Here is a 24170-nt window from a genome sequence, read left to right as displayed (position 1 = left end):
GGCCGATTCAGCTTGCGCGTTGTTGCGGCGCTGCCTCTATCCCGCGCGGATCAGCGAAATGCGTCCGGTTCCGGCCGTCGCGCTTCGCTTGATAAAGAGCCGCGTCGGCGACGCTGATCACCACAGCAACATCCGCATCCGGTTCCTTGATCGCGCCGCCAATGGACACTGTCACCGGGATCTGAGTGTCGCCGGATTTCGCCATGGCCGTCGCGATTTCAGCCCGCATTCGTTCGGCTACTGCAAAACCATCATCCAGGTCCTGATCACGCAGAAAGACCATGAATTCCTCGCCGCCGAAACGACACACGATGTCATCGCGCCGGGTCTGCGCAACCAGAATCTGCGCGACATGACGGATGACGGCATCGCCGGCGACATGGCCGTACGTGTCATTGACCCGCTTGAAGTGATCGATGTCCACCATCAGCATGATTCCGTCCGATTTGGGCCTGCTGGCCATCCTGCGGAAAAAGTAATCGCGCGTGGCCACGTTGGTCAGGCGATCGCGGTTGACCAGATGCTGGAGCTTGGTGCTGAGACGGATTTTGTCCCGCACCTGCGCCCAGACAAATATACAGAATGGAAATGCAGTCGTGATCGTAATGATCGGTGTCAGGAACATCGCGTCGGCAAGTGCACCGGACGGATACAAAATATATGCGAGCGCAGTGGCGACCAACACGGCCGCCATTGTCGTCAGTGCCGCAGCAAGCACGACACCAGCCCAACTTTGCAACGCCCGATGCATCAGCCGTACATATCCTTTCATTTGCATGCCGTAAGAATAGACGGAAAAGATGAGCATCCAGTTACTTTGGGATCGGACCTGGCCGTCCTTCTTCGCTCAGCAGCACATTAGCCTCGACATCGCCGACACCGGGCAGGGTCATGATACGCCGCCGCAGGACCCGTTCGAAATCAGCCAGATCTCGGGCGATCACCCTCAGCCGATAGTCATAAAGGCCCAGCACGTGGTCAACGGTCTGAACCTCGGGGATGCCGCTGATCGCGCGCTCGAAGTCCTCCAGACTGACCCGACCCTTCGCCGCCAGCTTGACCCCCAGAAATACCGTCACCCCAAAGCCGACCTTTGCCGGATCCAGCATCAGCCGTCGCCCGGTGATCACGCCGCTGTCTTGCAGCCGCTTGATCCGCCGCCATGTGGCAGGCTGGCTCAGCCCTAACTTCTTCGCCAATCGTGTCGTCGGTTGCGCTGCGTCTTTCTGCAGCGCCGAGACGATTGCCCAATCGATATCGTCCAAGGTCATAGCGGAATGGTCCGATCCGATTTCACATTGGCCACATCCATCAGCGCCTCGATGTCCGCGATATGCGGCAGCGTCAGGATCCGGTCGCGGTAGAGCCGTTGATAATCAGGCAAATCCCTTGCGATCAGGGAAAGGCGTACATCGACGCGGCCAAGAAAGGTCTGGATTTCCAACACCTCAGGCACCGCCCGCGCCGCGGCCAGAAAATCGTCGAATGCCCGCGTGACGGTCTTGTCCAGCGTGATCCGCAAAGACACCTGCACCGCATATCCCAGCGCCTGCCAATCGATGATCGCCTCTTGCCCGGTGATCACACCGGCATCCATCATCCGATCCACCCGCCGCGTGACCCGCACAGGTGTGCTGCCCACCCGGTCGGCCAATTCCGGCATGGTCAGGGTCGGATCAGACTGTAGTTGGCGCAAAATCGCGCGATCGGCACCATCAAGCATAAGAATATGGATAATTCGTCTGTTTGCGCATAACAATCATCATCTTGCGAAAAATACTCAAAATTCCAACCTGCCCAAATACACTGCTCCGCGCTACCACGGCACCAAACCAGCAGAAAGGATAAACCATGCGCGTTTACTATGATCGCGATTGCGATGTGAACCTGATCAAAGACAAGAAAGTCGCCATTCTGGGCTACGGCTCTCAAGGCCATGCCCACGCCCTCAACCTGCGCGACTCAGGCGCCAAGAACCTTGTCGTCGCCCTGCGCGAGGGATCGCCCTCGGCCGCGAAGGCCGAAGGCGAAGGCCTGAAAGTCATGGGCATCGCCGAAGCCGCAGCCTGGTGCGACCTGATCATGTTCACCATGCCCGACGAATTGCAGGCCGAAACCTACAAGAAATACGTGCATGACAATCTTAAAGAGGGCGCCGCGATCGCCTTTGCCCACGGTCTGAACGTGCATTTCGGTCTGATCGAACCCAAGCCGGGTGTCGATGTCATCATGATGGCACCCAAGGGCCCGGGCCACACCGTCCGCGGTGAATACACCAAGGGTGGCGGCGTGCCATGTCTTGTGGCCGTTGACACGGACGCTTCGGGCAAGGCGATGGAAATTGGCCTGTCCTATTGTTCCGCAATCGGTGGCGGGCGCTCTGGCATCATCGAAACGAACTTTCGTCAGGAATGCGAAACCGACCTGTTTGGTGAACAGGCCGTGCTGTGCGGTGGTCTGGTCGAACTGATCCGGATGGGTTTCGAAACACTGGTCGAGGCCGGGTACGAGCCCGAAATGGCCTATTTCGAGTGCCTGCACGAGGTAAAGCTGATCGTCGACCTGATCTACGAAGGTGGGATCGCGAACATGAACTATTCCATCTCGAACACGGCCGAATACGGCGAATATGTCAGCGGCCCGCGCATCCTGCCATATGATGAAACCAAGAAGCGGATGAAGGATGTTTTGACCGACATTCAGACCGGCAAATTCGTGCGTGACTTTATGCAGGAAAACGCCGTAGGTCAGCCATCCTTCAAGGCGACCCGTCGGATCAACGATGAACACCAGATCGAACAGGTGGGCGAGAAACTGCGGGCGATGATGCCGTGGATTTCTGACGGCAAGATGGTCGACAAGGCCAAGAATTAACCTGAGTAAGGTGGGTTTCGGCCCGTTCCCGATCATAAAGGCCCGGTGGAAACCGGGCCTTTATATTCAGCGAAACGGCTGCGGGCCAGGACCATCCTTTGCCAAGGATGACTTCGGTGCGTCCTTATGCAACCGCTCTTCGGTCCGTTTCTTGCTCCACATCGTAAATCCGATAGCCAGACCCATCGTGGCAAGGGCCAATGCGGCAATGAGATAACCACTACTCATGATACACTCCTTTCCGTTTTTACTTATATTCAAAACGCTCCGACCCGACTTTCGTTCCGGCGGGACACGAACATAACACCGCGCCGGACGCCGCCTTTGATGTGAGACAACGCAAGGGGACGGTCAAATCCTGAACGTCTGCGCGAATGCCGCTGCGCCTTCGCCTTGAAATAGGATTACCCGACTGTCGGGGTCGCGTTTGATCCAGCGCAGTTCTTCCATCCGCGCCAGCATCGCCCGGCCCAATGATCCGGAAAGGTGCGTGCGCCGTTCGCTCCAATCCAGACAGGTTCGGCAGAGCGGCGCGCGCTGCACCTGCAATGCGTCGATATCGATACCGAAGTCACGCATGAAGTCGCGGCCACGATCCGTCAGGGTGATCTGTTCAGCGTCCTGGCCCACAAAATCGCGATTGCGGAGGCTTTCGAACAACTGCACACCGCATTTTCCGGCCAGGTGGTTGTAGCACACCCGTGCATGGCGCATCGCCACATCACGGGGGCCCGTGCGTGTGCGCGGCGCGCTGTCGGATGCGGCAAGACCCATCAGCGACTCGAGCACAGATGCCACATCTGCATTCGCCAGGGCGAAATACTTGTGCCGTCCCTGTTTGCGCATTTGCAGCAATGCCCCGTCCAGCAGTTTCGTCAGATGGCTGCTGGCGGTTTGCTGGCTGACCCCCGCCTCATGCGCCAGCTCGGTCGCGGTCAGGGCCTTCCCGCTCAGCAAGGCGGTCAACATGTTGGCCCGGGCCGGATCCCCGATCAGGCTGGCGACATGGGCGATGGGTGGTCCTTCTTTCATACTTCGATCTTAGTCGAAGCATTTACGCCAACCAATAGGATATTTTGAATTGATCACAGATAAGGAAAGGACCCACATGCTGACCTGCATCATTCGCTACCACATCGACCCGACCAAGAAGGCGCAATTCGAAACCTATGCCCGCAACTGGGGCCAGGCGATCCCGCGCAATGGCGCGGATTTGATCGGCTATTTTGCCCCGCACGAAGGATCGACGACGCTGGCCTACGGCATCTACAACATCCCGTCGCTTGCGGTCTATGAAGAATATCGCCAAAAGCTCGCCGCCGATCCGATCGGACAGGAAAACTATGCCTTCGCTCAGAGGGAAAAATTCATCCTGCGCGAGGAGCGCACATTTCTGCGCTTGGCTTCCACGCCGCATGGGGACAAGAACGGCAACGACGCATAAAGGACCGATTTGATCATGGTAAACCATCCAACCCCGGCGAATTGGCTGTCGATCGCTGCACTTGGCCTGATCTGGGGTGGGACGTTCATGGTCGTTTCCGTCGCCTTGCGCGGCTATGGGCCATTTACCGTCGCCTGCGCGCGCACCACCCTTGGGGCGCTGGCCCTGCTAGCCCTGATGTGGGTCATGCGGCGACCGTGGCCCGACATGTCCCGGCGGATGATCCGCTATCTTGTCGTGATCGGCCTTTTAAACACCGCTTTGCCCTTTGCGTTGCTCAGCTGGGGGCAGCAATTCGTACCGTCGGCCTTTGCCGGTATTTCGATGGCGGCGCTGCCTTTGTTCGTGCTGCCCCTGGCCCACATGTTTACCGATGAAAAGCTCAACGCGCGCAATGCGATCGGTGTCAGTCTTGGCTTTGTCGGCGCGTTGGTTCTGATCGGCCCGGGCGTTTTGCGCATCGGTGCGGGGCTGGAGCCGTGGGGGCAGCTTGCCTGTATCGCAGCGGCGATGTCCTATGCCATTTCCAGCGTCATGACCCGCCGTTGCCCCCCGATCGACCCGATCACGATGGCCGCCATATTGCTTTGCGTCGGTGCCGTCGCGTTGATCCCGTTGATGTTGCTGGTCGAAGGCGTGCCCTCACCGCGGGAATCCCTGCCGACCCTCGCCATCATCCTGTTGGGGCTGGTCCCCACCGCGCTGGCCGCGCTGATCCGCGTCGCCACGATCCGCACCGCCGGGACGGTTTTTATGACGCTAGTCAACTATCAGGTGCCGCTATGGTCGGTGCTGTTTGGCGTGTGGCTTCTGAACGAGGTTTTGCCATGGCGTTTTTTCGCAGCCTTGGCTTTGATCCTGTGCGGGCTCGCCATAAGCCAATGGCGCAGCTTGCGGCGACTGTTCTAAGCCACAGCCTCGACCTCGGCCACGATTCCGTCAACGACCTGCGCAAGCAGTCCGTCATCTTCGCACTCGGCCATCACCCGGATCAAGGGTTCTGTACCTGATTTGCGGATCAACAAGCGCCCTTTCCCGGCCAGGCGGTCCTCAGCATCAGCGATCACTTTGCGCACGCTTTCGGCCTCCAGTGGACTGCTGCCATCAACATAGCGCACGTTTTTCAGCATCTGCGGTACGGTGTCAAAGTTGTGGCTGAGTGCGCTGGCGGGCTGCCCCGTCTCGATCATCGCGGCCAGAAACTGCAGCCCGGCCAACAGCCCATCACCAGTCGTCGCATAATCCGTCATCACGATGTGGCCGGATTGTTCGCCGCCCAGGTTCCAGCCATTCGCGCGCATCGCCTCGACGACATAGCGGTCGCCGACAGCTGTGCGTTCGAGCCGCAGGCCCTGGCCCGTCAGAAACCGCTCCAGGCCGAGGTTCGACATGACCGTTGCCACCAGCGTGCCGCCCTTCAAACGATCCTGCGCCGCCCATCGATTGGCAAGCAGTGCCATGACCTGATCGCCATCGGCGACCTGCCCCGTCTCATCCAGGATCATGACCCTGTCTGCGTCACCATCAAGGCAGATGCCCACATCCGCCCCTTCTCGCAGGATCGTTTCTGCTGCCAGTGCGGTGCTGGTCGATCCGCAGCCCTCGTTGATGTTGAAACCATCGGGCGCCACACCGATGGGAATGACGGTCGCGCCCAGTTCCCATAGTGCTTCGGGCGCGGCCTTGTAGCCCGCGCCGTTCGCACAATCGATCACGACCTTCAGCCCATCCAGCCGCATGCCCGCCGGAAACGTCGCCTTGACCCGTTCCACATAGCGAAAGCGGCCATCATCAATGCGCTTTGCTCGGCCGATATTCTGCGCCTGCGCGGGTTCGACCTCACCCATAATCAACGCTTCAATCTCGGTCTCTGCCTCGTCCGAAAGTTTGAACCCGTCAGGCCCAAAGAATTTGATCCCATTGTCGTGGTGCGGGTTATGGCTGGCCGAGATCATGATGCCGACATCGGCGCGCAATGATGTCGTCAGCATCCCGACCGCTGGCGTCGGGATCGGCCCCAACAGAAAAACGTTCATCCCCGTACTGGTAAGACCGGCGGTCAGCGCGTTTTCGAACATGTAGCCCGACAACCGGGTATCCTTGCCGATCACCACCCGATGCGCCGCGGATCCGTCGCGCCGAAAATAGCGCCCAGCGGCCGCCCCGACCTTGAGCGCCATATCAGCCGTCATGGGAAAGGCATTCGCCTCACCCCGTACTCCATCTGTCCCAAAGAATCTGCGTGTCATGATCACTCTGCCCTGTTGATCGCCCAGTCCAGGTCGAACGCCTGTTTGGTTTCGAATGTATCGTGGACCCTGACAATTTGCACCCCCTGGCGCAGCGCGTACAGCGCGACAGCCACCGATCCGGCCATCCTGTCCTGCGTTTGCTCAGTGGCGCCGAGAGTGCCGATAAACCGTTTGCGCGACGCACCCAACAGAACCGGGCAGCCCAGCGCATGAAACAACGGAAGACCGCGCAGCAATGCCAGATTATGCTGCAGCGTTTTTCCAAAGCCGATGCCGGGGTCGATGATGATGCATTCGCGGGAAATACCGGCTGAGACTGCTGCACCGATCCGATCATCAAGAAGGTCGTAGACGTCCAGCAAAACATCATCATAGCGCGGATCGGCCTGCATCGTTGCAGGATCGCCCTGCGCATGCATCAGGCAGACCGGCAAGCCCGCCTGCGCCATCATCGCACCCATGCCGGGGTCAAAGGTCATTGCGGCCACATCGTTGATCAGCCCGGCCCCCGCAGCGACCGCGGCCTGCGCGACGGCCGCCTTGCGGGTGTCGACCGACAGCATGACATTGCTCTGCGCCACGATCGCCTTGATCGCCGGGACCGTGCGGGCGATTTCGTCATGTACTGGCACAGGCTCCGCACCGGGCCGCGTGCTCTCACCGCCAATGTCAATGATATCCGCGCCATTCTTGACCATTTTCAAAGCATGCCGGGTCGCCTGCGTCACGTCACCGAACTGCCCCCCATCGGAAAAGCTGTCTGGCGTCACGTTCAAAATGCCCATGATGCGCGGGCGGTCCATCGACAAGGCACCGATGGGCGTGCGGCTTGCCGTTAACCGGTGCAGCACATCGTCCGGCACATCCTTGGCATCAATGATACGATGCTGCCCGCCCCGGTCGCGAAAAATGACATGATCGAACCAGCACCACCCCCCGGCAAGCGGTAGCGCATCCGCGGGTCTTGCGGTGTTGAAATGGGGGATCGGCTGATAATAGTCTTTCATAGGTCCCGCGCAGCGACGTCGATACTGCGCACGGGGCAGTCAGTCTTTGGTGCATCCGCACCGATCACCAAAAGTTCCGCCGCCTCGATCTCTTCAGCGAACCAGGCAACGAGCATCATGGCATCACTTGGGCTGGCGGATGGGCCATCCACCGCGTCAAGCACGATCTTGGAAGGGGCCCAGATGCAGATCTGGTCGTTCTTCATCGCCCAGTCGAGTTCGGTCCGCGTGCCGACAACCATGCAGCGCGGGTCGCGGGCTGCGAGGACCCAGGCGTTCTGCTCGATCGCAAGCAGATCGATCCTGCGTTGGGCAAGCGCGTGGCTGGCTTGGGGGGCCGCGACGGGCGCAGCACCGACACAGATGATCAGCGGCGCATCCATCCCGGCAAGTTGATCAATCCATGCGGACATATGCGGGGCGTTGATCGCATCATTGGACATATAGACGACACGGGGATGCGGGGCGGGCACGTGGTCTTGCCCGGCCAGATCAATCCCGTCCCGGGCACGCACAATCTCGACCCCCAAGGCGAATGGACCGCGATCCAGCTTTTCGATCCGCACGAAAACACGCTCGGCCTGCGGTTCAAGAAGAATACGCTCGGCCACGCGGGCAGCGAGTGTTTCAAGCAGATTGAGCCGCTCAGCCTCGAGCTCGATCCCGATCGCCTCGGTCACCTTGTCATAGGACAGGATGCGATCCACGTCGTCGTCGATCGGCCCGCTGAGCGGCAGGACCTCAACCACGACATTGAAGCGCACGCGCTGCAATTTGCCGCGCTCTTGCTGGAACGCGCCAATTTCGACCTCGACCACATAGTCGCGCAGCGAAATACGGTCGCAAGGTGTTGTGCTGCTAGCCTCGGCCCGTTCACTGGGATGTGCAAAGGCCAAGCGAATGTCATCTGTCATGCATGGGTCCAGCGGCAAAAGGTCACCCGGGCTGGATAAAGCTCCACCCACGTCAGAGCAAGGGCGGGCACGTCACGCAAAGCGCAGGATGCGACGTCAGTTCGAGGCCGTCCGCGTCGGTTTCCGATAGAAATGATGTGAACCGATAGACGTGGTGCGCGGGTAAACGCGCGCCCATGACGGGTTGACGGCACGGGTGTGATAATGGGTCGCACCGCTGGTCAGATTGCGCGGCGCGCCATCCATCAACATCCGGGCGACTTTACCCACGCGGTCCCATGCGCGCGGCTCGGCGATCGTTTCAGCCAGACCATCGCAGGTATAGGTGAACTGACAGGCATATTTGCGACCTGTGCCCTGATTGATGACCGAACACAGCGAGTCGGGGAAAAGTCCGCTATCGACCCGGTTCAAGATCACTTCGCCCACCGCGAACATACCACGCACGGTTTCACCGCGTGCTTCGAAATACAGCGCCTCTGACAGACAGCGCCACTGCGCGCCTCCGTCCGCTTTGGGTTGCGACGCCAGGAATGTGCGGTCATAGCGCACGCCACTGCGGGTCGATACACCGCGTTCGGGTGCCGGCGGCAAGCTGGTCAATGCGGACAGTCTATTGTCTGGAACGACAGAAAGCGCCTGACGCTCTTGTCCCAGCACTGCGCCAAGACGACTGGCCAGAACCTGATCTGCGGCAGCCGCAGACACAAAACCAAGCATGAGCGCCACCGCCAGAGCGGCGCGAAACATATTCTTCATCATCTTCCGTATTCCCCACCCAGGAATTTTGCAGGTCGCCCCGCGTAGCGAGCGTGTCCTTAAGGGAAAGCAGCCCACACGTCTACCCCCACCCCCGGACTGTCCCAGCACTCGCAACCAGACCGGGGGGTCACACCATTATTGTTGCTTCAATATCGTGTAGATTGCCGCATTTAGGTCACAAGCGGTGCCTTTGTGACGGTTTTGGCCCGACTTTGCAGCGCCAGCTGTGCGGCGGTGAGTCGCGCAACGGGCACCCGAAACGGCGAACAGGACACATAGTCAAAGCCATGTTCCCGGCAAAACGCAATGGCCGAGCGGTTGCCGCCATGTTCGCCACAGATCGAAAGGATCACATCTTTGCGCCCGATGCGCCCGCGCGCAGCGCCCATCGCGATCAGTTCGCCCACACCCTCGATGTCCAGCGTATGAAAAGGATCCTCGGCATAGACCCCCTGCTGCACATATGCCGACATAAAGCGGCCCGCATCATCGCGAGACAACCCATAGGTCATCTGGGTCAGGTCATTGGTCCCGAAAGACAAGAATTCGGCATGCGCCGCGATATCTTCGGCACGAAGTGCTGCGCGCGGCGTTTCGACCATGACGCCAAGGCGATAATCGAACTGCGTCTTGGTCGTCGTCATTACGGCGGTCGCAGCACCATCGACCCGCGCCTTGACCAATTCGACCTCACGCATCGCGCTGACCAGCGGGATCATGATTTCGACCGTGATATCGATGCCGGATTTGATCACCGCTGCCGTCGCCTCGAATATCGCGCGGGCCTGCATGTCATAGATTTCGGGGATAGCGATACCCAATCGAACGCCGCGCATGCCCAGCATTGGGTTGTATTCGCTTAGCGCATCGACTCGTTCAGCCACTTCCGCGATCGGCATGGCAAGCTGTTCGGCCAGATCGCGCAACCCGGCCTTGTCCGATGGCAGGAACTCGTGCAGCGGCGGGTCAAACAGGCGCACGCAAACGGTGCGCCCCTCCATGATTTCGAAAAGCGCTTGGAAATCAGCGCGTTGCATCGGCAAAAGCCGGTCAAGAACGGACCGCCGGTCATCACCATCTTCGGCAAAGATCATCTCGCGCATCACGCCAAGACGATCGCCTTCGAAAAACATATGTTCCGTCCGCACGAGGCCGATCCCCTCGGCCGCGAAGTTCCGGGCGGTGCGCGCATCCGCAGGCGTATCGGCATTCGCGCGCACGCCGATGTCGCGAAACGCATCCGCCCATTCCAGCAGGGTCTGAAACGCACTATCAAGCGCCGCTTCCAGCATCGGCGGCTCCCCTACCAGAACCTGACCGGTCGTGCCGTCGACGGTAATCATGTCGCCGGCGGCGAAACTCCGGCCGTCGGGGCTGATGATCCGGCCATGTTTACGGTCAATGCTGAGGTCCGAAGCCCCCACGACGCACGGCACACCCAGACCACGCCCGATCACGGCGGCGTGGCTGGTGACGCCACCGCGCATGGTCAGAACGGCCTGAGCGGCATGCATGCCGCGAATGTCTTCCGGCGTCGTTTCACGCCGGACCAGCACGCATGGCTCACCCCGTGCCGCGCTGGCTTGCGCCTCGGCGGCAGTCAGCACGATCCGCCCCACGGCGGCACCGGGGCTGGCGGCGATCCCTGACACGATCACATCCCGTTTGGCGCGCGGATCGATCTGGCGATGCAGCATCTCGGACAAGGCGGCAGGTTCGACCCGCAACACGGCCTCTTCCCGCGGAATGATCTGTTCAGTGGCAAGATCGACCGCAATCCGCACCGCTGCACGTGATGAACGCTGGATGCGCATGGCGTCCAACACATGCAGACCATCCGCATCGATCGCAAATTCGATCTGCATCTCTTCGCGCAGATGCTTGCGGCACAGATCGCCAAAGGCAACCAATGCCTCGAAAGCATCGGGGTTCAGCTCTTCCAGCGACGGCCCGCGCGCGTCCTTTGTCAGATAGATCGCTCCATCGGCATCGCCCAACGCCTCGCGCCCTTGGCTTTGGCCAAGGTAACGGCCGGTGATCTGTGGCAGACCCGTATCGCCGCTGACATACTGGATCACCCCCGATCCGCATTCGCCTTTGCCGACGCCCAGCGCCATGGCCTGCACCACAAGGCCAAGCCCGGCATCCTGGGGCGCGCCTTTCGCCTGCCGCAACAGACGGGCCGTCGTCCCGTCCCAGGCACGCGCCATGGATCGCAGCACCTCGGACAGTTGCACCCGCGTTTCTTGCGGGAATAGCTCGTCGGTTTCGGTTTCATAGGTATCCAGCATTGCGCGCAGGCTGTCGGCGTCGGGCACGTCCGGCAGATAAAACTCCTCCGGGTCCAACCGTGCCACATGGATCGCGTAGGATTGGACAAAGCGCAGATACAGCGCCGTCGCCGCATGCTCACCCATTTGTCGGGCCATCGCCGCGTGGCGCGCATCATTCATCCCGATATTCAGGATCGCGCTGGGACCACCCCAATCCGGGTCCTGACTGCTGGGACGGACGGACAAAAGCGGCTGGTCCCCGAAAGGCTGCAGCAGCGAATCCATGTCCGGCATGCGCCCCTTCGCGATGTCGTGAACCGTATCGAAAGACAGCGCCACGGTGACCGGCACCGGCATGTCCAACCGCACCAGCCGCTGCAGACATTTCGCCCGCCCGCCATGCACTGACGCGTTCATCGGCGCGGTCGCGGTGATGAGCGTCATTGGCTGATATTGGGTCTGTTGCTGCACTGCGGCACCGATCATTGTTCAAGTGCAGCATAAGCCATAAAACGTTTACGTGTATAGGCTGGTATATGTGACCTTTAGTCTACCCTTCGATTTTCGCCAGATCCGCGACGCTGAGGCAGATATTTCTAATACGCGACAAAAGGTTAAGCCGGTTACGGCGGAGGATTTGGCTATCGGCATTCACTTGTACATCGGTGAAAAATTGATCAATCGGTGCGCGAAGTGCCGCCATAGCGGTCATCGCCGTGCTGAAATCTTCCACTTCCATGGCCGGCGCGATCTTTGCATCTGCAGCATCAAGGGCCGCAAAAAGCGCCTTTTCGGCGTCTTCCTCGGCGTATTTGACGTCGGCCCCGTAAGAGTATTCGACTCCATCCGCCTCTTCCGCCTGGGTGAGAATATTGTTCGCGCGCTTGAATCCCTGGATCAGGTTTTCGCCGTCCTCGGTGGCAAGCGTTTCGGCCAAAGCCTCCGCCCGTTTGACGAGCAAGGTCAGATCATCATTCCCCGGCATCGCGATGCAAGCGTCGATGATGTCATGGCGAATACCCTTGTCGCGGAGGAAGACTTTCAGGCGGTCGTGGAAGAAGGAGAGAATTGACTCAGTAACAGGGATCGAGAACTCGGGCCGCCCTAACCGATCTTTCATCATTTCGATCAGCATTGGTTCCAACACCTCAGGTTTGGAAACAAGCCGTTTGATAACCTCAACAGGATCATTGGACCTAAAATCGAGGTCAGGCAATTCCATGAATTTTGCATTCACTTGTGAGAGCAGTGCGTCGGTTGGATCGAGAAATTCATTCTGGAGCACTTCGAGACGATTCGCGGTGAATGCGGTCAAGGCATCATCCATCAATTTCTTAAATGAAAATGACAAGTTATTATCCAAAACCAACCGAATAACCCCCAGCGCCGCCCTGCGCAGCGCAAATGGGTCCTTGCTCCCGGTGGGTTTCTCATCAATCGCCCAAAAACCGGTTAACGTGTCGATCTTGTCCGCCAAAGCCACGGCGACCGAGATTGGCGCGGTTGGCACGTCATCTGACGGCCCCAGCGGCGAATAGTGTTCCTCGCAGGTCGCCGCAACCTCGGCGGGCAAACCTGCGGCCTCTGCATAATACCGCCCCATCAGCCCTTGCAGATCGGGAAATTCATAGACCATTTCCGACGACAGATCGGCCTTGGCCACCTGCGCTGCCTGCGCGGCCAGATCAGGATCGGCCCCGACACTCGGCGCGATCTCACGCGCGAGCGCTGCGATCCGGTCGATCCGGTCCTTCTGGCTGCCCAGCTTGTTGTGAAAGGTCACATTCGCCAGCGAGTCCAGCCAAGGCTGCATCTTCGCCGCCTGCGCGACCCGCAAATCATTCTCCCAAAAGAACTTCGCATCCGCCAACCGCGCCGCCAGCACCTTTTGGTTCCCCGCGAGGATCGTCGCCCCGTTATCGGCGGTTTCCATATTCGCGACGGTGACAAAGCGTTCGATCCGCCCCGTCTTGGGGTTCTTCACCGAAAAGAACTTCTGGTGTTCTTTCATGGATGTCTGCAGCACCTCGGGCGGCAGACCCAGAAAGTCATCGTCGATTTTGCCCATCAGAACGACGGGCCATTCGACCAGCCCCGCGACCTCGGCCAAAAGCCCGCGATCCTCGACCACCTCAAGCCCATTCGCAAAGGCCTGATTGGTGGCGTCCTGCCAGATCAGCTCCGCCCGTTCCTCGGCCCGCAGGATCACGCGCGCGCGCTTCAGCTTCGCCTCGTAATCATCGAAAGACACAACAGAAAACGGATCAGAGGCAAGGAACCTGTGGCCGCGGGTCGTGTTACTAGCGGTGAAACCTTCGACGGTCAGCGGCACCACTTCGGCCCCAGCCTCATCCGCCAGAATGCAAAGGATCGATTGCAACGGGCGCACCCATTTCAGCGCGCCGGTCCCCCAACGCATCGACTTGGGCCATGGGAAGTTGCGGATCGTCCTTTCCAGCACCTCGGCCACGATATCCGCCGCCTTGCGTCCTGGCTTTTCGATCACCGCAAAGTAGACCTGACCCTTCTTGTCATCGCGCACCTCAAGGTCCTCGCGGGTGACCCCTGCCCCGCGCAGGAACCCCTCAACCGCCTTGTCCGGCGCGCCGACCTTCGGCCCGCGCCGTTCCTCGCGCACCGCCTTGCTTTCCGCCGTCAGCCCCTCAACCGACAGCGCCAGCCTGCGTGGCGTCGAAAACGCCGCCGCGCCCGCATAGGTCAATCCCGCCTCAACCAGCCCATCCGTTACCAGCTTTTTCAGATCCTGCGCCGCACGGGATTGCATGCGCGCGGGAATTTCCTCGGAAAAGAGTTCAATCAGAAGATCGGGCATTATTGCAGGCTTTCAGGGGCTGGGGGGCAGTTTTCGGGGACGGGCTCGCGGTTGAAAACAACCTCGCCGCATGCGTTGATCTGGTGCCAGGCATAGGCGCGGCCATCGGGATAGACGGCGACAAGGCGATCGATGCCGTAGGTGATGTTTGCGACGCCAAGGAAGGCGACAGCTTCGGTGTCCAGATCGGCGCCGATTTGGGCCGCATTAAAGCACTCGAACCATCCGGGTGCATTCAGCGGTTCGGCATCGTCGCGGATCACATAGGTTTCGGTCAGGGTAGCCAGGCTGATCGGCGTGGTGAAACAGGCGCGGTAGCGGATGGGGCTGGAATCCGAGTCAATCGCCTCGAAATTCTCAAACAAGATCGGCTCCGCTTCGCCGGTGACGACACTGGTCAGGCGCACATCCGCATTGTCCGCCTGCACCTCGTCGTAGAAGGCGTAGACCTGAAAATAATAGAGCGCGATGCCAGCGATAAGGGCGGTCACAAGGATCCCCAAGATAAAGATACGTGCCATTAGGCGGCCTGCCCCCCGGCCTCGGTCTGCACAAACGCATCGGCGCACATCTTGGCCAGCGCCCGCACCCGCCCGATATAGGCTTGCCGTTCAGTGACCGAAATCACGCCCCGCGCGTCGAGCAGGTTGAAGACATGGGACGCCTTGATGCATTGGTCATAGGCCGGATGCGCCATGATAATCCGCATGCCGGTTTTGGGGTCATCATGCGGCTCATTCAGGATGCGCTGGCATTCGGCCTCGGCGTCCTTGAAGTGCTGCAGAAGAACCTCGGTATCCGCCACGTCGAAGTTCCAGCGCGCATATTCCTGCTCGGTTTGCTTGAAGACATCGCCATAGGTCAGCGGGATCGGCGTTTGCGGATCGTTGAAAGGCATGTCCATCACGTGATCGACGCCCAGAACATACATCGCCAGACGCTCTAACCCATAGGTCAGTTCGCCCGAGACGGGTTTGCAGTCATGCCCGCCGACCTGCTGGAAATAGGTGAACTGGCTGACCTCCATCCCGTCACACCAGACCTCCCACCCGAGGCCCCAAGCACCCAAGGTTGGGCTTTCCCAATCGTCCTCGACAAAGCGGATGTCATGCATGGCGGCGTCGATGCCGATAGCTTCGAGCGACCCCAGATAGATGTCCTGCAGATCAGGCGGCGAAGGTTTGATCAGCACCTGATATTGGTAATAATGCTGCAGCCGGTTCGGGTTTTCGCCATAGCGCCCGTCAGTCGGACGGCGCGACGGTTGGACATAGGCGGCCGCCCATGGCTTTGATCCGAGGGCGCGCAAGGTCGTGGCCGGATGGAACGTCCCTGCCCCGACCTCCATGTCATAGGGCTGCAGGATCGCACAGCCCCGGCCCGCCCAATAGGTCTGAAGCCGCAGGATGATCTCCTGAAAACTGCGTGGTTTTTCCGCCATCTTAACCCTCATCTGCTTTACCGGCTCAATAGGACGGCCCGGGTGCAGGGTCAATTAGGCAACGGGTTGCGACTTAATGCGGCATTTGCATAAAGTTTATCGGATCAACTCTTGCCTCTTTTCGTATCGCGGGCCAGTCAGTTGCTGGGGCGAAATTGGTATCGGGACATCAATGATCAAGGCGATCATCACATTCTTGTTTTTCTGTCTATGGGCGACCTCTGCCTTGGCTCAAGGACAGTTTTGGGTACAGATCGAGGCACGCCAGACACTGACCGGCGCGCAGGACCGCGCACGTGAATACGCGCGGCGGCTGGACGATGTGGCCGGATTTTATTTGGGTGACGGGTTTTACGGCATCTTCATCGGCCCGTTCGACGAGCGAAATGCAACGGTCACGCTGGACCGGCTGCTGTCGCGCGGCGCGATCCCCTCCGACAGTTTCGTCAAAAACGGGCAGTTCTTCAAACAACAATTCTGGCCGATCGGCGGCGGCATCGGCGCGACTGCAGCAACGCCACCTGCCGACACCGCCCCCTCCGAAAATGGCGCTTCGATTCCGGATGATCCTGTCGAAGCGGCGGACGAAACACCGCAAGAGGCGCGCGCATCGGAACGCACGCTAAGTCGGGAAGAACGCGAAGAACTACAGGTGGCTCTCAAATGGGCCGGTTTCTACGACGCCGCGATCGATGGATCGTTCGGGCGCGGCACACGTGGCGCGATGGAAGCGTGGCAGACAGCCAACAATCAGGCGGCGACCGGTATTCTGACCACCAGACAGCGGGCGATGTTGCTGGACCAATACAACAGCGTGCTGGACGGGATGAACATGCGCCTGGTGCGCGATGACGCATCCGGCATCCAAATGGAAATTCCTACCGATGTCGTCAGCTTTACCGAATATCAACCGCCGTTCGTCCGGTTCGACGCAAGTGGCGATATTCCCGACGCGCAGGTGCTGTTCATCAGCCAAAAAGGTGATCAGGGCAAATTCGTCGGGCTATACGAAGTGATGCAGATCCTCGATATCGTACCACCTGACGGGCCACGCAGCCGTGACGGCAACCGGTTCACCATCGAGGGCATCGGAGGCGGCATCCATTCCTATACCATGGCGACGTTGGAGGCTGGCCAAATCAAAGGCTTCACACTGGTATGGCCGCAGGATGATGAACAGCGTCGCCTCCGCATACTGGACGAGATGGAGGTCAGCTTTCAGCGGCTGGATGGCGTGCTCGACCCTGACATCACGCCACCGGGCGAAGATCAGGCGATCGACATGGTGTCGGGACTGTCCGTGCGGCAGCCAAAGCTGTCACGGTCGGGTTTTTTCGTCTCTGATAACGGCGCGGTCGTCACGACGCCGGCGGTGATAGATCAATGCGAGCGGATCACCTTTGACCGCGAACATGATGCCGAACTCGTGTTCACCGACGAGGAATTGGGCATCACCATCCTTCGTCCTTCCGATGACCTTGCCCCGATCGGCATCGCGGAATTCCTCACGACCGTTCCCCGCCTGCAAGATCAGATCGCCGTGGCCGGATACCCGTTCAATGGCGTCCTTAGTGCGCCGACCCTGACCTTTGGCCAGGTCGTCGATATCCGCGGGCTGACCGGTGATGACAGGGTCAAACGGTTATCCATCCTGCCGCAAGAGGGTGACGCCGGTGGGCCTGTCTTCGATGACAGCGGGGCCGTTATCGGCATGCTCTTGCCCCGCGCCGACGGTACGACACAGGTGCTTCCGCAAGAAGTGAACTTTTCACTGGACGCGCAGCAGATCGTCGACGTTCTTGCCAATCAGGGGATCGCGGCGGTTACCCGGGACCCCGCGGGCCCGATCTCTCCGGTTGCGCTGACGCGAAAGGCGGCTGATGTGACCGTTCTGGTCAGTTGCTGGTAGACGTCAGTTCCGCCAGAACTTGATCGAAAGAATTGTCAGCACGACCATGATTTCCAAGCGCCCGACCAGCATGGCGATGGCCAAAATCCACTTGGCTGGATCATTGATATCGGCATAATTGCCTGCCGGGCCGATCTCTAGCCCCAAGCCGGGGCCGATATTGCCCAAGGCCGCCGCAGCGCCAGAAACGGATGTGATGAAGTCCAGACCTGTCATGCCCAACAGCACCGCAGTCGCGCCTAAAGACAGGATGAAGGCGACCAGAAACGCCATAACCGAATTCAAAACATCCTCGCTCACCGGGCGTCCGTCATAGCGGGGGGTAAAGATCCCGTGAGGTGAATGAATTTGCCGGATCTGGCTTCTCACCGACGCGAAAAGCAGCTGATAACGAAACACCTTCACGGAACAGGATGTCGACCCGGCACAGCCTCCGATCAAACCGATCAGAAAGAACATCGTCACCGGGAACGTCCCCCAACGCATGTAATCGGCACTGGCATAGCCGGTGCCCGTCATGATCGAGGTGACGTTGAACAAGGCATCGCGAAACGCGCCTTCACTGACCGACCCGGACCGACCCCAAAGCCAGGATGCTATCAACAATGCGCTGAACCCGATGGACAGAAAGAACGCCCTGATCTGCCGGTCGTGGAATAGCGGTTGCGCCGACCCTGCAAGAAGTTGCACGAACCGCACGAACGGCAGCGCCGCAAGCAGCATGAAGGTGATCGCGACGTAGTGAACAGCCGGGCCGAATGCGCCGAAAGATGTGTCATAATTCGCCATTCCGCCGGTCGAGACAGTTGTCATGGCGTGCACAAGCGCGTCGAATCCACTCATCCCTGCCGCGAAATATGCGGTGACGCAGGCGATGGTCAGACCAACATAGATGACGGAAATCCGGCTCGCGATCTCGCCCGCACGGGGTAGAATCTTGCCGGACGTATCGAAGCCCTCCGACCGGAAGATTTGCATGCCGCCCACGCGCAACTCGGGCAAGAACACCATCGCCACGACGACGATCCCCACGCCGCCCAGCCATTGCAGAATACCCCGCCAGATTTGCAGCCCGACGGGTAATGCTTGCAACCCCTCCAACGTTGTCGCCCCTGTCGTCGTCAGCCCCGACATCGCCTCGAAAAAGCCGTCCGTAATGCTGGCCTGGGTCGCGCCCAGGACAAACGGCAACGCACCGAAAACCGGCAGCGTCAACCAGACGAGGGAAGTCAGCAAAAAGGTTTGCCGCAGGGATAACCCCTCGGACACGCCATTCGCGCATGCGAGGGCCATCAGGCCGCCAACCAGCAAACTGACGATGGCACTTTCGAAGAAAATGAACCAATGATCGTTCCCCGCGATCATATCCGCCGCCATCGGCACGAACATTGTGATGCCCAGTGCCGCAACGAGCAGGCCTATGACATACCCCACGGGACGCAGATCGATCATGAGGCAGGGTTGGCGCGGTGGCTGCGAACTGTCAAGCGGCGCCTCCGACCTGTCATTGACGGCCCATTGGGATCAAGGCGCAGACACTCCGATCGCATTCCGATAATCGCCTCAACCTTCAAACCGCCTGCGGCAGGATACGCCCTTCGTCCCAAGCGATCATATTGTCCAACGCCATCTGCCCCATCGCCTCGCGCACTTCCAGCGCCGCTGTCCCCAAATGGGGCAGCAAAACAACATGTTCCATCTCGGTCAGCGCATCCGGCACAACAGGTTCCCTCTCGAAAACATCCAAACCCGCCGCCGCGATCGACCGGCTGGCCAGCGCATCGATCAATGCCTGTTCATCGACCACGTCACCGCGGGCTATATTGACAAAGACCCCGGTTGATTTCATCGCGGCCAGCGCCTTGGCATCGATCATCCGCGTATTCGCACCACCGCCTGGCACCGTGACGACAACGATATCTGCCGCCGCCATCAGACCGTGTAGGCCATCCACCTGACGCGCTGGAACATCCACGTCCTTCCGGGACCGGTTGTAGTAAATCACAGGCATCTCAAAGCCATAGTGGCAGCGGCGCGCGACGGCCTGTCCGATCCGGCCCATACCGATGATACCGACGGTCTTGCCGGTCACATGGGTGCCCAGCATCTGCGTCGGCCCCCAGCCATCCCATTTCCCTGCGCGGACCAACCGCTCACCCTCACCGGCACGGCGACAGGCGGACAGGATCAAGGTCATGCCGATATCGGCCGTCGCATCCGTCACGACGTCCGGCGTGTTCGATACGGACACACCGGCGGCTTTCGCAGCCGCGACATCGATATGATTGTACCCGACGCCGAAATTGGCCAGCACACCACACCGAATGTCTCCGGCAAACGCTTCTTTGACGAATTGGTCACCCAGCGTTGGCAGGATCGCATCATAAGTGGCCAAAGCCTCCTGACATTCCACCACGCTCAACCCTTCGGTCCGATCCAGAACCGTCACATCAAAACGCGCACGTGCCGCAGCGATATTCGCTTCGGGAATCACCCGTGTGATCAGCAACTTTTTCAATGCAAGCGCCCTCCCTCCGGGACCTGTTTGTCGGGACCAACCAAAACGACGTCCCCATTTTCATCCGGCATACCAAGCACCAGAACCTCGGACATGAATCGACCGATCTGGCGGGGCGGGAAATTCACGACAGCCAGCACCTGACGGCCGACCAAGGCCTGAGGCGCATAGTGGACCGTGATCTGGGCCGACGTCTTCTTTTCGCCGATATCGTCCCCAAAATCGATCCAGAGCTTGATGGCGGGCTTGCGCGCCTCAGGGTAAGGTTCAGCGCGCAGGACAGTGCCGACCCGAACATCAACCTTCAGAAAGTCGTCAAAGGAAATCTCAGCCACGGGCCAGGTCCCGGGATCTGTCGGCAGCCGCTTTCACCGTGTTTTTCATCAAATGCTTCAAACCCTTACGCTCATCCATCAACACATCCAGACCGGCCTGCGTCGTGCCATTGGGCGAGGTGACGTTCACCCGCAGCTGTGTCGGATCTTCTTTCGCCGTCATCGCCAGGGCACCAGCCCCGGCAACAGTTGCCTTGGCCAATTCCAAAGCGAGAGCAGACGACAAGCCTTCGGCCTGTCCCGCCGCCGCCATCGCCTCGATCATATGAAAGACATAAGCCGGGCCAGAGCCCGAGACGGCCGTCACCGCATCCATTTGCGTCTCGTCCTCCAGCCGCACCGTACGGCCGACCGCCTGCAGCAGCGTCTCGGCCATGTTCATGTGCTTGTCGGTGATTTGGTCATTGCCGATCAAGGCGGTCATACCCTGCCCAACGGCCGCTGGTGTATTCGGCATCGCCCGAATGATCGGGGTCTGCGGGCCAAGCACATCTTCAAAATGCGCGATCGGGGTTCCAGCGGCGATCGAGACGAAACAAGTCGATCCATTGCCCAGCGCAGCCATGACCGGCAAAGCGTCGCCCATCATTTGCGGCTTTACAGCGATGATGACGATCGCCGGATCAGAGGGCAGGTCGGTATTCAGATGCACCTGCTGCGTGTGTAACCAATCCGATGGATGTGGATCGATGATCCAGACGGACTGCGATGGCAAACCATGCGTCAGCCATCCTGCCAACATGGCCGAGCCCATCTTGCCGCAACCCAGTAAAACAAGGCCGCGCGTGGCGATGTCTTGATCCATCATGATCCCCCCTTTCGACACCGGGAGGTTAGGCAAAGGACAGGTGGGTTTAAACCCACCTTACCCGATTTATCACGCGCGCCCGAACGCACCGCCGATCGCGACCTCGACCGCGTCTTTCGCGGTTCGATCCGCCCAGGTGACAAGTTGAATCGCGGGATAGTATTGTTCACATGCAGCGACAGCGGTGTTGATCATCGTATCGATCTGATCGGGCCCCGCCGTTTGTTCCCCCGTCAAGACAAGACCATAACGATAGACCATCAACTGCTGCTCGTCCCACCACGTAAATGCACCGGCCCAGCAGCGGTCGTTGATCGTGTTCAGCGTCTCGAAAATCGCGGGCAGCCGTTCGGCGGGCGGTTCCATATCGAAGGTGCAGATCAACCGCAGCGTCTCGTCAAAGCCGGACCAGGCCAGCGTGATGGAATAGGTCCGCCACTGGCCCTCTACGGCCATGGCGATTTGGTCATCATGGATGCGATCGAATTCCCACGCATGGGTCTCGGCGATGTGTTCCACCAGATCAATGGGATGAAGGTCTTCCGCCTCTAGGTATTGCTCGGACAATGCCATATGCTCGGCCTCACTGCTTTGGCGTCCGGGACATGGCAGCGCCCAAACGCTAGGTGCCTGCTCTAGGGGCGGTGTTCATCACCTTGTCCCCTACGAGATATGGTGGATGCAAAGAGGGCGTTGTGTAAAGCAGTTTCTTGGGGATAAGTGGGTAGCGGGACGAAATTCCGGCTATCTTGACGTAAAGTTCCCAAGGCATGATCATACGTCACAATACGAAATAGCAGAAACCTGTCGCCTGCCCTACATGAGATAACGTGATGATATCAAAGTCAAAACTCTCGGGCTACGATCCGTCTTATCCGGGTTTTGCATCCGAGGGGTATCTCTGCGACCAGGAAACCCCAAGCGACATTTTTCTTGCGACAATCGCAACAGCCAAGCCAACAACACCGTAATTATCGGACAGGTCACCGGAGAATTGGGGGCCTAAACAACATCGTAGATTTCAGCGAGGGCTTGAAAAACAGTATTGTGCCGGTCACGACCAAGAACACTGCGCCGACGGAGCCGGTCTGAAAAACGCCGATCAAACAGATCGACACGTATGCAAGCCAGATCAGGTGGTGATGGTCGTTTGTCGTGAAGACAAACGAGGATACCAAAAACAATAATCCGTAGAACCGGCACAACATATTCGGACCAAATAGCCCATCCTGATCCGATGAAGTCGCTATCAAAAACCGCAATCGGGTGAGCTTGCGCACCACGCAGCTGTGGTGATCCTTGTGTCGCGAATAACGCGAGCAGAATAACTTTGATCGGCCAAACGCTATGGTCCAAAAACATATCGGATTTAACCGATATCGACAAAAGTGCGTAACCGAATATACAGATCAAACCACTCGATAACAGTCCGTTCTTACCGAAAACCCCGGTCCGATGCGACGGTTTTTGGGACAGCGTCCGACCGCTTACGACGCAAATGCACGACCACACCAAGCGGACAGATCGTTAAATGGCGTCAGAGCCTTGCAATCACTGGATCGCAGCTTCATCAGATAAGGGCTATCGCTTTTTTACGGCGCGATACACGTATAATTGTGTAATCATACGCCTGCACCATCCAGAACGCCCAACGACTAAGAGGTCAATGACATCTAGCTGTCCACATGCCAGAAACATTTGTGCGCGTTAAGACTTTCTGGTGTTGTAGGGTCAATAAAACAAATCAGTATACGAGGATGTAGTTTTGAACATCGACCTGCTCAAACGTCTTTGCGAAACGCCCGGTGTGCCAGGCAATGAACATCGGGTACGCGACCTGATCACAACCGAGATCGATGGGTTGTTCGATGGTGTCAAGACGGATGCGATGGGCTCACTTCTCTGCCGAAGGGACGCCGCGAAGGACGGCGCGCCGAAAATCATGCTGCTGTGTCATATGGACGAAATCGGCTTTCTCGTCAGTCATATTGACAAAAACGGTTTTCTTTATCTGCAACCCGTCGGCGGCTTCGATCCGCGCAATCTGTTCTCGCGGCGTGTTCTGGTCTGCACCGACGACGGTGACTACAAGGGGGTCATGAATCCCGGTGGCAAGCCCATCCATATCTCGAAACCCGAAGACCGCAAGAAGGTGCCGGATGTGGGCGAGTTCTTTATCGATCTCGGTCTGGGCAAAAAAGCGCACGATGTCGTCAAAGTCGGCGATTTTGTGGTCATGGACGAACCGTTCCTTGAGATGGGGGACAAGTGCGTGTCCAAGGCGCTCGACAATCGCATCGCCTGTTGGCTGGGGATCGAAGCGATCCGCAAGCTGGGCGACAACGGGCGCGGCGCCGAAATCCACGTCGCCTTCACGTGTCAGGAAGAAGTGGGTCTAAGGGGTGCCCGCACCGCCTCTTACGCGATCCGGCCCGATATCGGGCTCGGGATTGACGTGACGCTTGCCTGCGATACGCCAGGCATCCCCGAAAAGGATGCAACCACACAGCAGGGCGAGGGTTTCGGGCTGCACGTGCGCGACAGTTCCTTCATTGCCGACAAGGCATTGGTGTCGGAGATCGAAGCGCTCGCCATCAAGGAAAAGATCCCATATCAGCGCACCATGCTGGCCGCCGGTGGTCAGGACGGGGCGGCCGCGCAGCAAGCCGCCGCAGGCGCCCGCGCCGTTGGAATCACGGTCGGTACGCGCTATATCCACACCGTGACCGAGATGATCGACAAGCGTGATCTGCAAGCGGCCCTGGATATTCTGGTGGCTTATCTGGGCGCGCATTCCTGA

24 protein-coding genes are annotated in these 24170 nt (G+C 59.2%); 5 read left to right on the top strand and 19 right to left on the bottom strand.

Going from position 1 to position 24170, the window contains the following annotated elements:
* Positions 1-7: 7 nt before the first annotated feature.
* From V8J85_RS01340 to V8J85_RS01330, 3 genes are read right to left on the bottom strand one after another with little or no spacing between them, the layout of a single operon-like run.
* On the bottom strand, positions 8-808 hold the full coding sequence (locus tag V8J85_RS01340; RefSeq protein WP_339951460.1) for a GGDEF domain-containing protein: 801 nt from the start codon (positions 806-808) through the stop codon (positions 8-10).
* Between the two features lie 4 nt (positions 809-812).
* Entirely contained in the window at positions 813-1271 is a 459-nt protein-coding gene (locus V8J85_RS01335) for an Lrp/AsnC family transcriptional regulator (protein ID WP_339951458.1), read from the bottom strand.
* Complete coding sequence (locus V8J85_RS01330) at positions 1268-1723, bottom strand: Lrp/AsnC family transcriptional regulator (protein WP_339951456.1); 456 nt, start codon at positions 1721-1723, stop codon at positions 1268-1270. The genes V8J85_RS01335 and V8J85_RS01330 overlap by 4 nt, the downstream gene beginning before the upstream one ends.
* Positions 1724-1851: 128 nt before the next feature.
* On the opposite strand from V8J85_RS01330, the gene ilvC reads away from it, so the two are divergent.
* Positions 1852-2874 carry a ketol-acid reductoisomerase gene (gene ilvC / locus V8J85_RS01325; protein ID WP_339951454.1) on the top strand — a complete coding sequence of 341 codons (1023 nt, stop codon included), beginning with the start codon at positions 1852-1854 and terminating at the stop codon, positions 2872-2874.
* 66 nt (positions 2875-2940) lie between these two features.
* Here the strand turns inward: ilvC and V8J85_RS01320 are convergent, their stop codons facing one another.
* Together V8J85_RS01320 and V8J85_RS01315 are read right to left on the bottom strand one after the other, a co-directional pair.
* Positions 2941-3102, bottom strand: coding sequence for a hypothetical protein (locus V8J85_RS01320; protein WP_339951452.1), 162 nt, complete (start codon positions 3100-3102; stop codon positions 2941-2943).
* 123 nt (positions 3103-3225) lie between these two features.
* Positions 3226-3906, bottom strand: a complete 681-nt coding sequence (locus tag V8J85_RS01315) for an ArsR/SmtB family transcription factor (protein ID WP_339951450.1) — start codon at positions 3904-3906, stop codon at positions 3226-3228.
* A gap of 76 nt (positions 3907-3982) precedes the next feature.
* Between V8J85_RS01315 and V8J85_RS01310 the strand changes: the two genes are divergently transcribed.
* Positions 3983-4318, top strand: coding sequence for an NIPSNAP family protein (locus tag V8J85_RS01310; RefSeq protein WP_339951448.1), 336 nt, complete (start codon positions 3983-3985; stop codon positions 4316-4318).
* A gap of 15 nt (positions 4319-4333) precedes the next feature.
* Positions 4334-5227, top strand: coding sequence for a DMT family transporter (locus tag V8J85_RS01305; protein ID WP_339951446.1), 894 nt, complete (start codon positions 4334-4336; stop codon positions 5225-5227).
* Here the strand turns inward: V8J85_RS01305 and glmM are convergent.
* The 8 genes from glmM to V8J85_RS01265 form a co-directional block, all read right to left on the bottom strand.
* A complete protein-coding gene (gene glmM, locus V8J85_RS01300; protein WP_339951444.1) occupies positions 5224-6567 on the bottom strand; it encodes a phosphoglucosamine mutase in 1344 nt (447 codons plus the stop codon). The two genes, V8J85_RS01305 and glmM, sit on opposite strands and share 4 nt — an antisense overlap.
* A 2-nt stretch (positions 6568-6569) precedes the next feature.
* The gene (gene folP, locus V8J85_RS01295; RefSeq protein WP_339951442.1) at positions 6570-7577 is read right to left on the bottom strand and encodes a dihydropteroate synthase; all 1008 of its coding nucleotides are present in this window, start codon (positions 7575-7577) and stop codon (positions 6570-6572) included.
* Positions 7574-8491, bottom strand: coding sequence for a dihydroneopterin aldolase (locus V8J85_RS01290; protein WP_339951440.1), 918 nt, complete (start codon positions 8489-8491; stop codon positions 7574-7576). Before V8J85_RS01290 ends, folP begins: the two co-directional genes overlap by 4 nt.
* Positions 8492-8587: 96 nt before the next feature.
* The gene (locus V8J85_RS01285; RefSeq protein ID WP_339951438.1) at positions 8588-9253 is read right to left on the bottom strand and encodes a cell wall hydrolase; all 666 of its coding nucleotides are present in this window, start codon (positions 9251-9253) and stop codon (positions 8588-8590) included.
* 170 nt (positions 9254-9423) lie between these two features.
* Positions 9424-12012, bottom strand: coding sequence for a putative PEP-binding protein (locus V8J85_RS01280; RefSeq protein WP_339951436.1), 2589 nt, complete (start codon positions 12010-12012; stop codon positions 9424-9426).
* 64 nt (positions 12013-12076) lie between these two features.
* Positions 12077-14359, bottom strand: a complete 2283-nt coding sequence (gene glyS / locus V8J85_RS01275) for a glycine--tRNA ligase subunit beta (protein ID WP_339951434.1) — start codon at positions 14357-14359, stop codon at positions 12077-12079.
* Positions 14359-14880: a DUF6446 family protein gene (locus tag V8J85_RS01270; RefSeq protein WP_339951432.1), complete on the bottom strand. Its 522-nt coding sequence runs from the start codon at positions 14878-14880 to the stop codon at positions 14359-14361. The genes glyS and V8J85_RS01270 overlap by 1 nt, the downstream gene beginning before the upstream one ends.
* Positions 14880-15800, bottom strand: coding sequence for a glycine--tRNA ligase subunit alpha (locus tag V8J85_RS01265; protein ID WP_339951430.1), 921 nt, complete (start codon positions 15798-15800; stop codon positions 14880-14882). Before V8J85_RS01265 ends, V8J85_RS01270 begins: the two co-directional genes overlap by 1 nt.
* 172 nt (positions 15801-15972) lie before the next feature.
* Here V8J85_RS01265 and V8J85_RS01260 point away from each other — a divergent pair, with 172 nt between their 5' ends.
* Positions 15973-17709, top strand: coding sequence for a serine protease (locus tag V8J85_RS01260; protein ID WP_339951428.1), 1737 nt, complete (start codon positions 15973-15975; stop codon positions 17707-17709).
* 3 nt (positions 17710-17712) lie between these two features.
* On the opposite strand, the gene V8J85_RS01255 is transcribed toward V8J85_RS01260, so the two are convergent.
* The 6 genes from V8J85_RS01255 to V8J85_RS01230 all read right to left on the bottom strand — a co-directional run bounded on the left by V8J85_RS01255 (position 17713) and on the right by V8J85_RS01230 (position 22732).
* A complete protein-coding gene (locus V8J85_RS01255; RefSeq protein WP_339951426.1) occupies positions 17713-19161 on the bottom strand; it encodes a TrkH family potassium uptake protein in 1449 nt (482 codons plus the stop codon).
* A gap of 118 nt (positions 19162-19279) precedes the next feature.
* Complete coding sequence (locus tag V8J85_RS01250; RefSeq protein WP_339951424.1) at positions 19280-20227, bottom strand: 2-hydroxyacid dehydrogenase; 948 nt, start codon at positions 20225-20227, stop codon at positions 19280-19282.
* Positions 20224-20562 carry a tRNA-binding protein gene (locus V8J85_RS01245; protein WP_339951422.1) on the bottom strand — a complete coding sequence of 113 codons (339 nt, stop codon included), beginning with the start codon at positions 20560-20562 and terminating at the stop codon, positions 20224-20226. Before V8J85_RS01245 ends, V8J85_RS01250 begins: the two co-directional genes overlap by 4 nt.
* Positions 20555-21370 carry a pyrroline-5-carboxylate reductase gene (gene proC, locus V8J85_RS01240; protein WP_339951420.1) on the bottom strand — a complete coding sequence of 272 codons (816 nt, stop codon included), beginning with the start codon at positions 21368-21370 and terminating at the stop codon, positions 20555-20557. The genes V8J85_RS01245 and proC overlap by 8 nt, the downstream gene beginning before the upstream one ends.
* A gap of 69 nt (positions 21371-21439) precedes the next feature.
* Positions 21440-21943 carry a YbjN domain-containing protein gene (locus V8J85_RS01235; protein WP_339951418.1) on the bottom strand — a complete coding sequence of 168 codons (504 nt, stop codon included), beginning with the start codon at positions 21941-21943 and terminating at the stop codon, positions 21440-21442.
* A gap of 429 nt (positions 21944-22372) precedes the next feature.
* Positions 22373-22732: a hypothetical protein gene (locus tag V8J85_RS01230; protein ID WP_339951416.1), complete on the bottom strand. Its 360-nt coding sequence runs from the start codon at positions 22730-22732 to the stop codon at positions 22373-22375.
* Positions 22733-23135: 403 nt separating this feature from the next.
* Here V8J85_RS01230 and V8J85_RS01225 point away from each other — a divergent pair, with 403 nt between their 5' ends.
* Positions 23136-24170, top strand: coding sequence for a M42 family metallopeptidase (locus V8J85_RS01225; protein ID WP_339951414.1), 1035 nt, complete (start codon positions 23136-23138; stop codon positions 24168-24170).

Source organism: Yoonia sp. 2307UL14-13 (genome assembly GCF_037572755.1).
Lineage (GTDB): Bacteria > Pseudomonadota > Alphaproteobacteria > Rhodobacterales > Rhodobacteraceae > Yoonia.
This window is presented reverse-complemented; position numbering and strand designations above follow the sequence as displayed.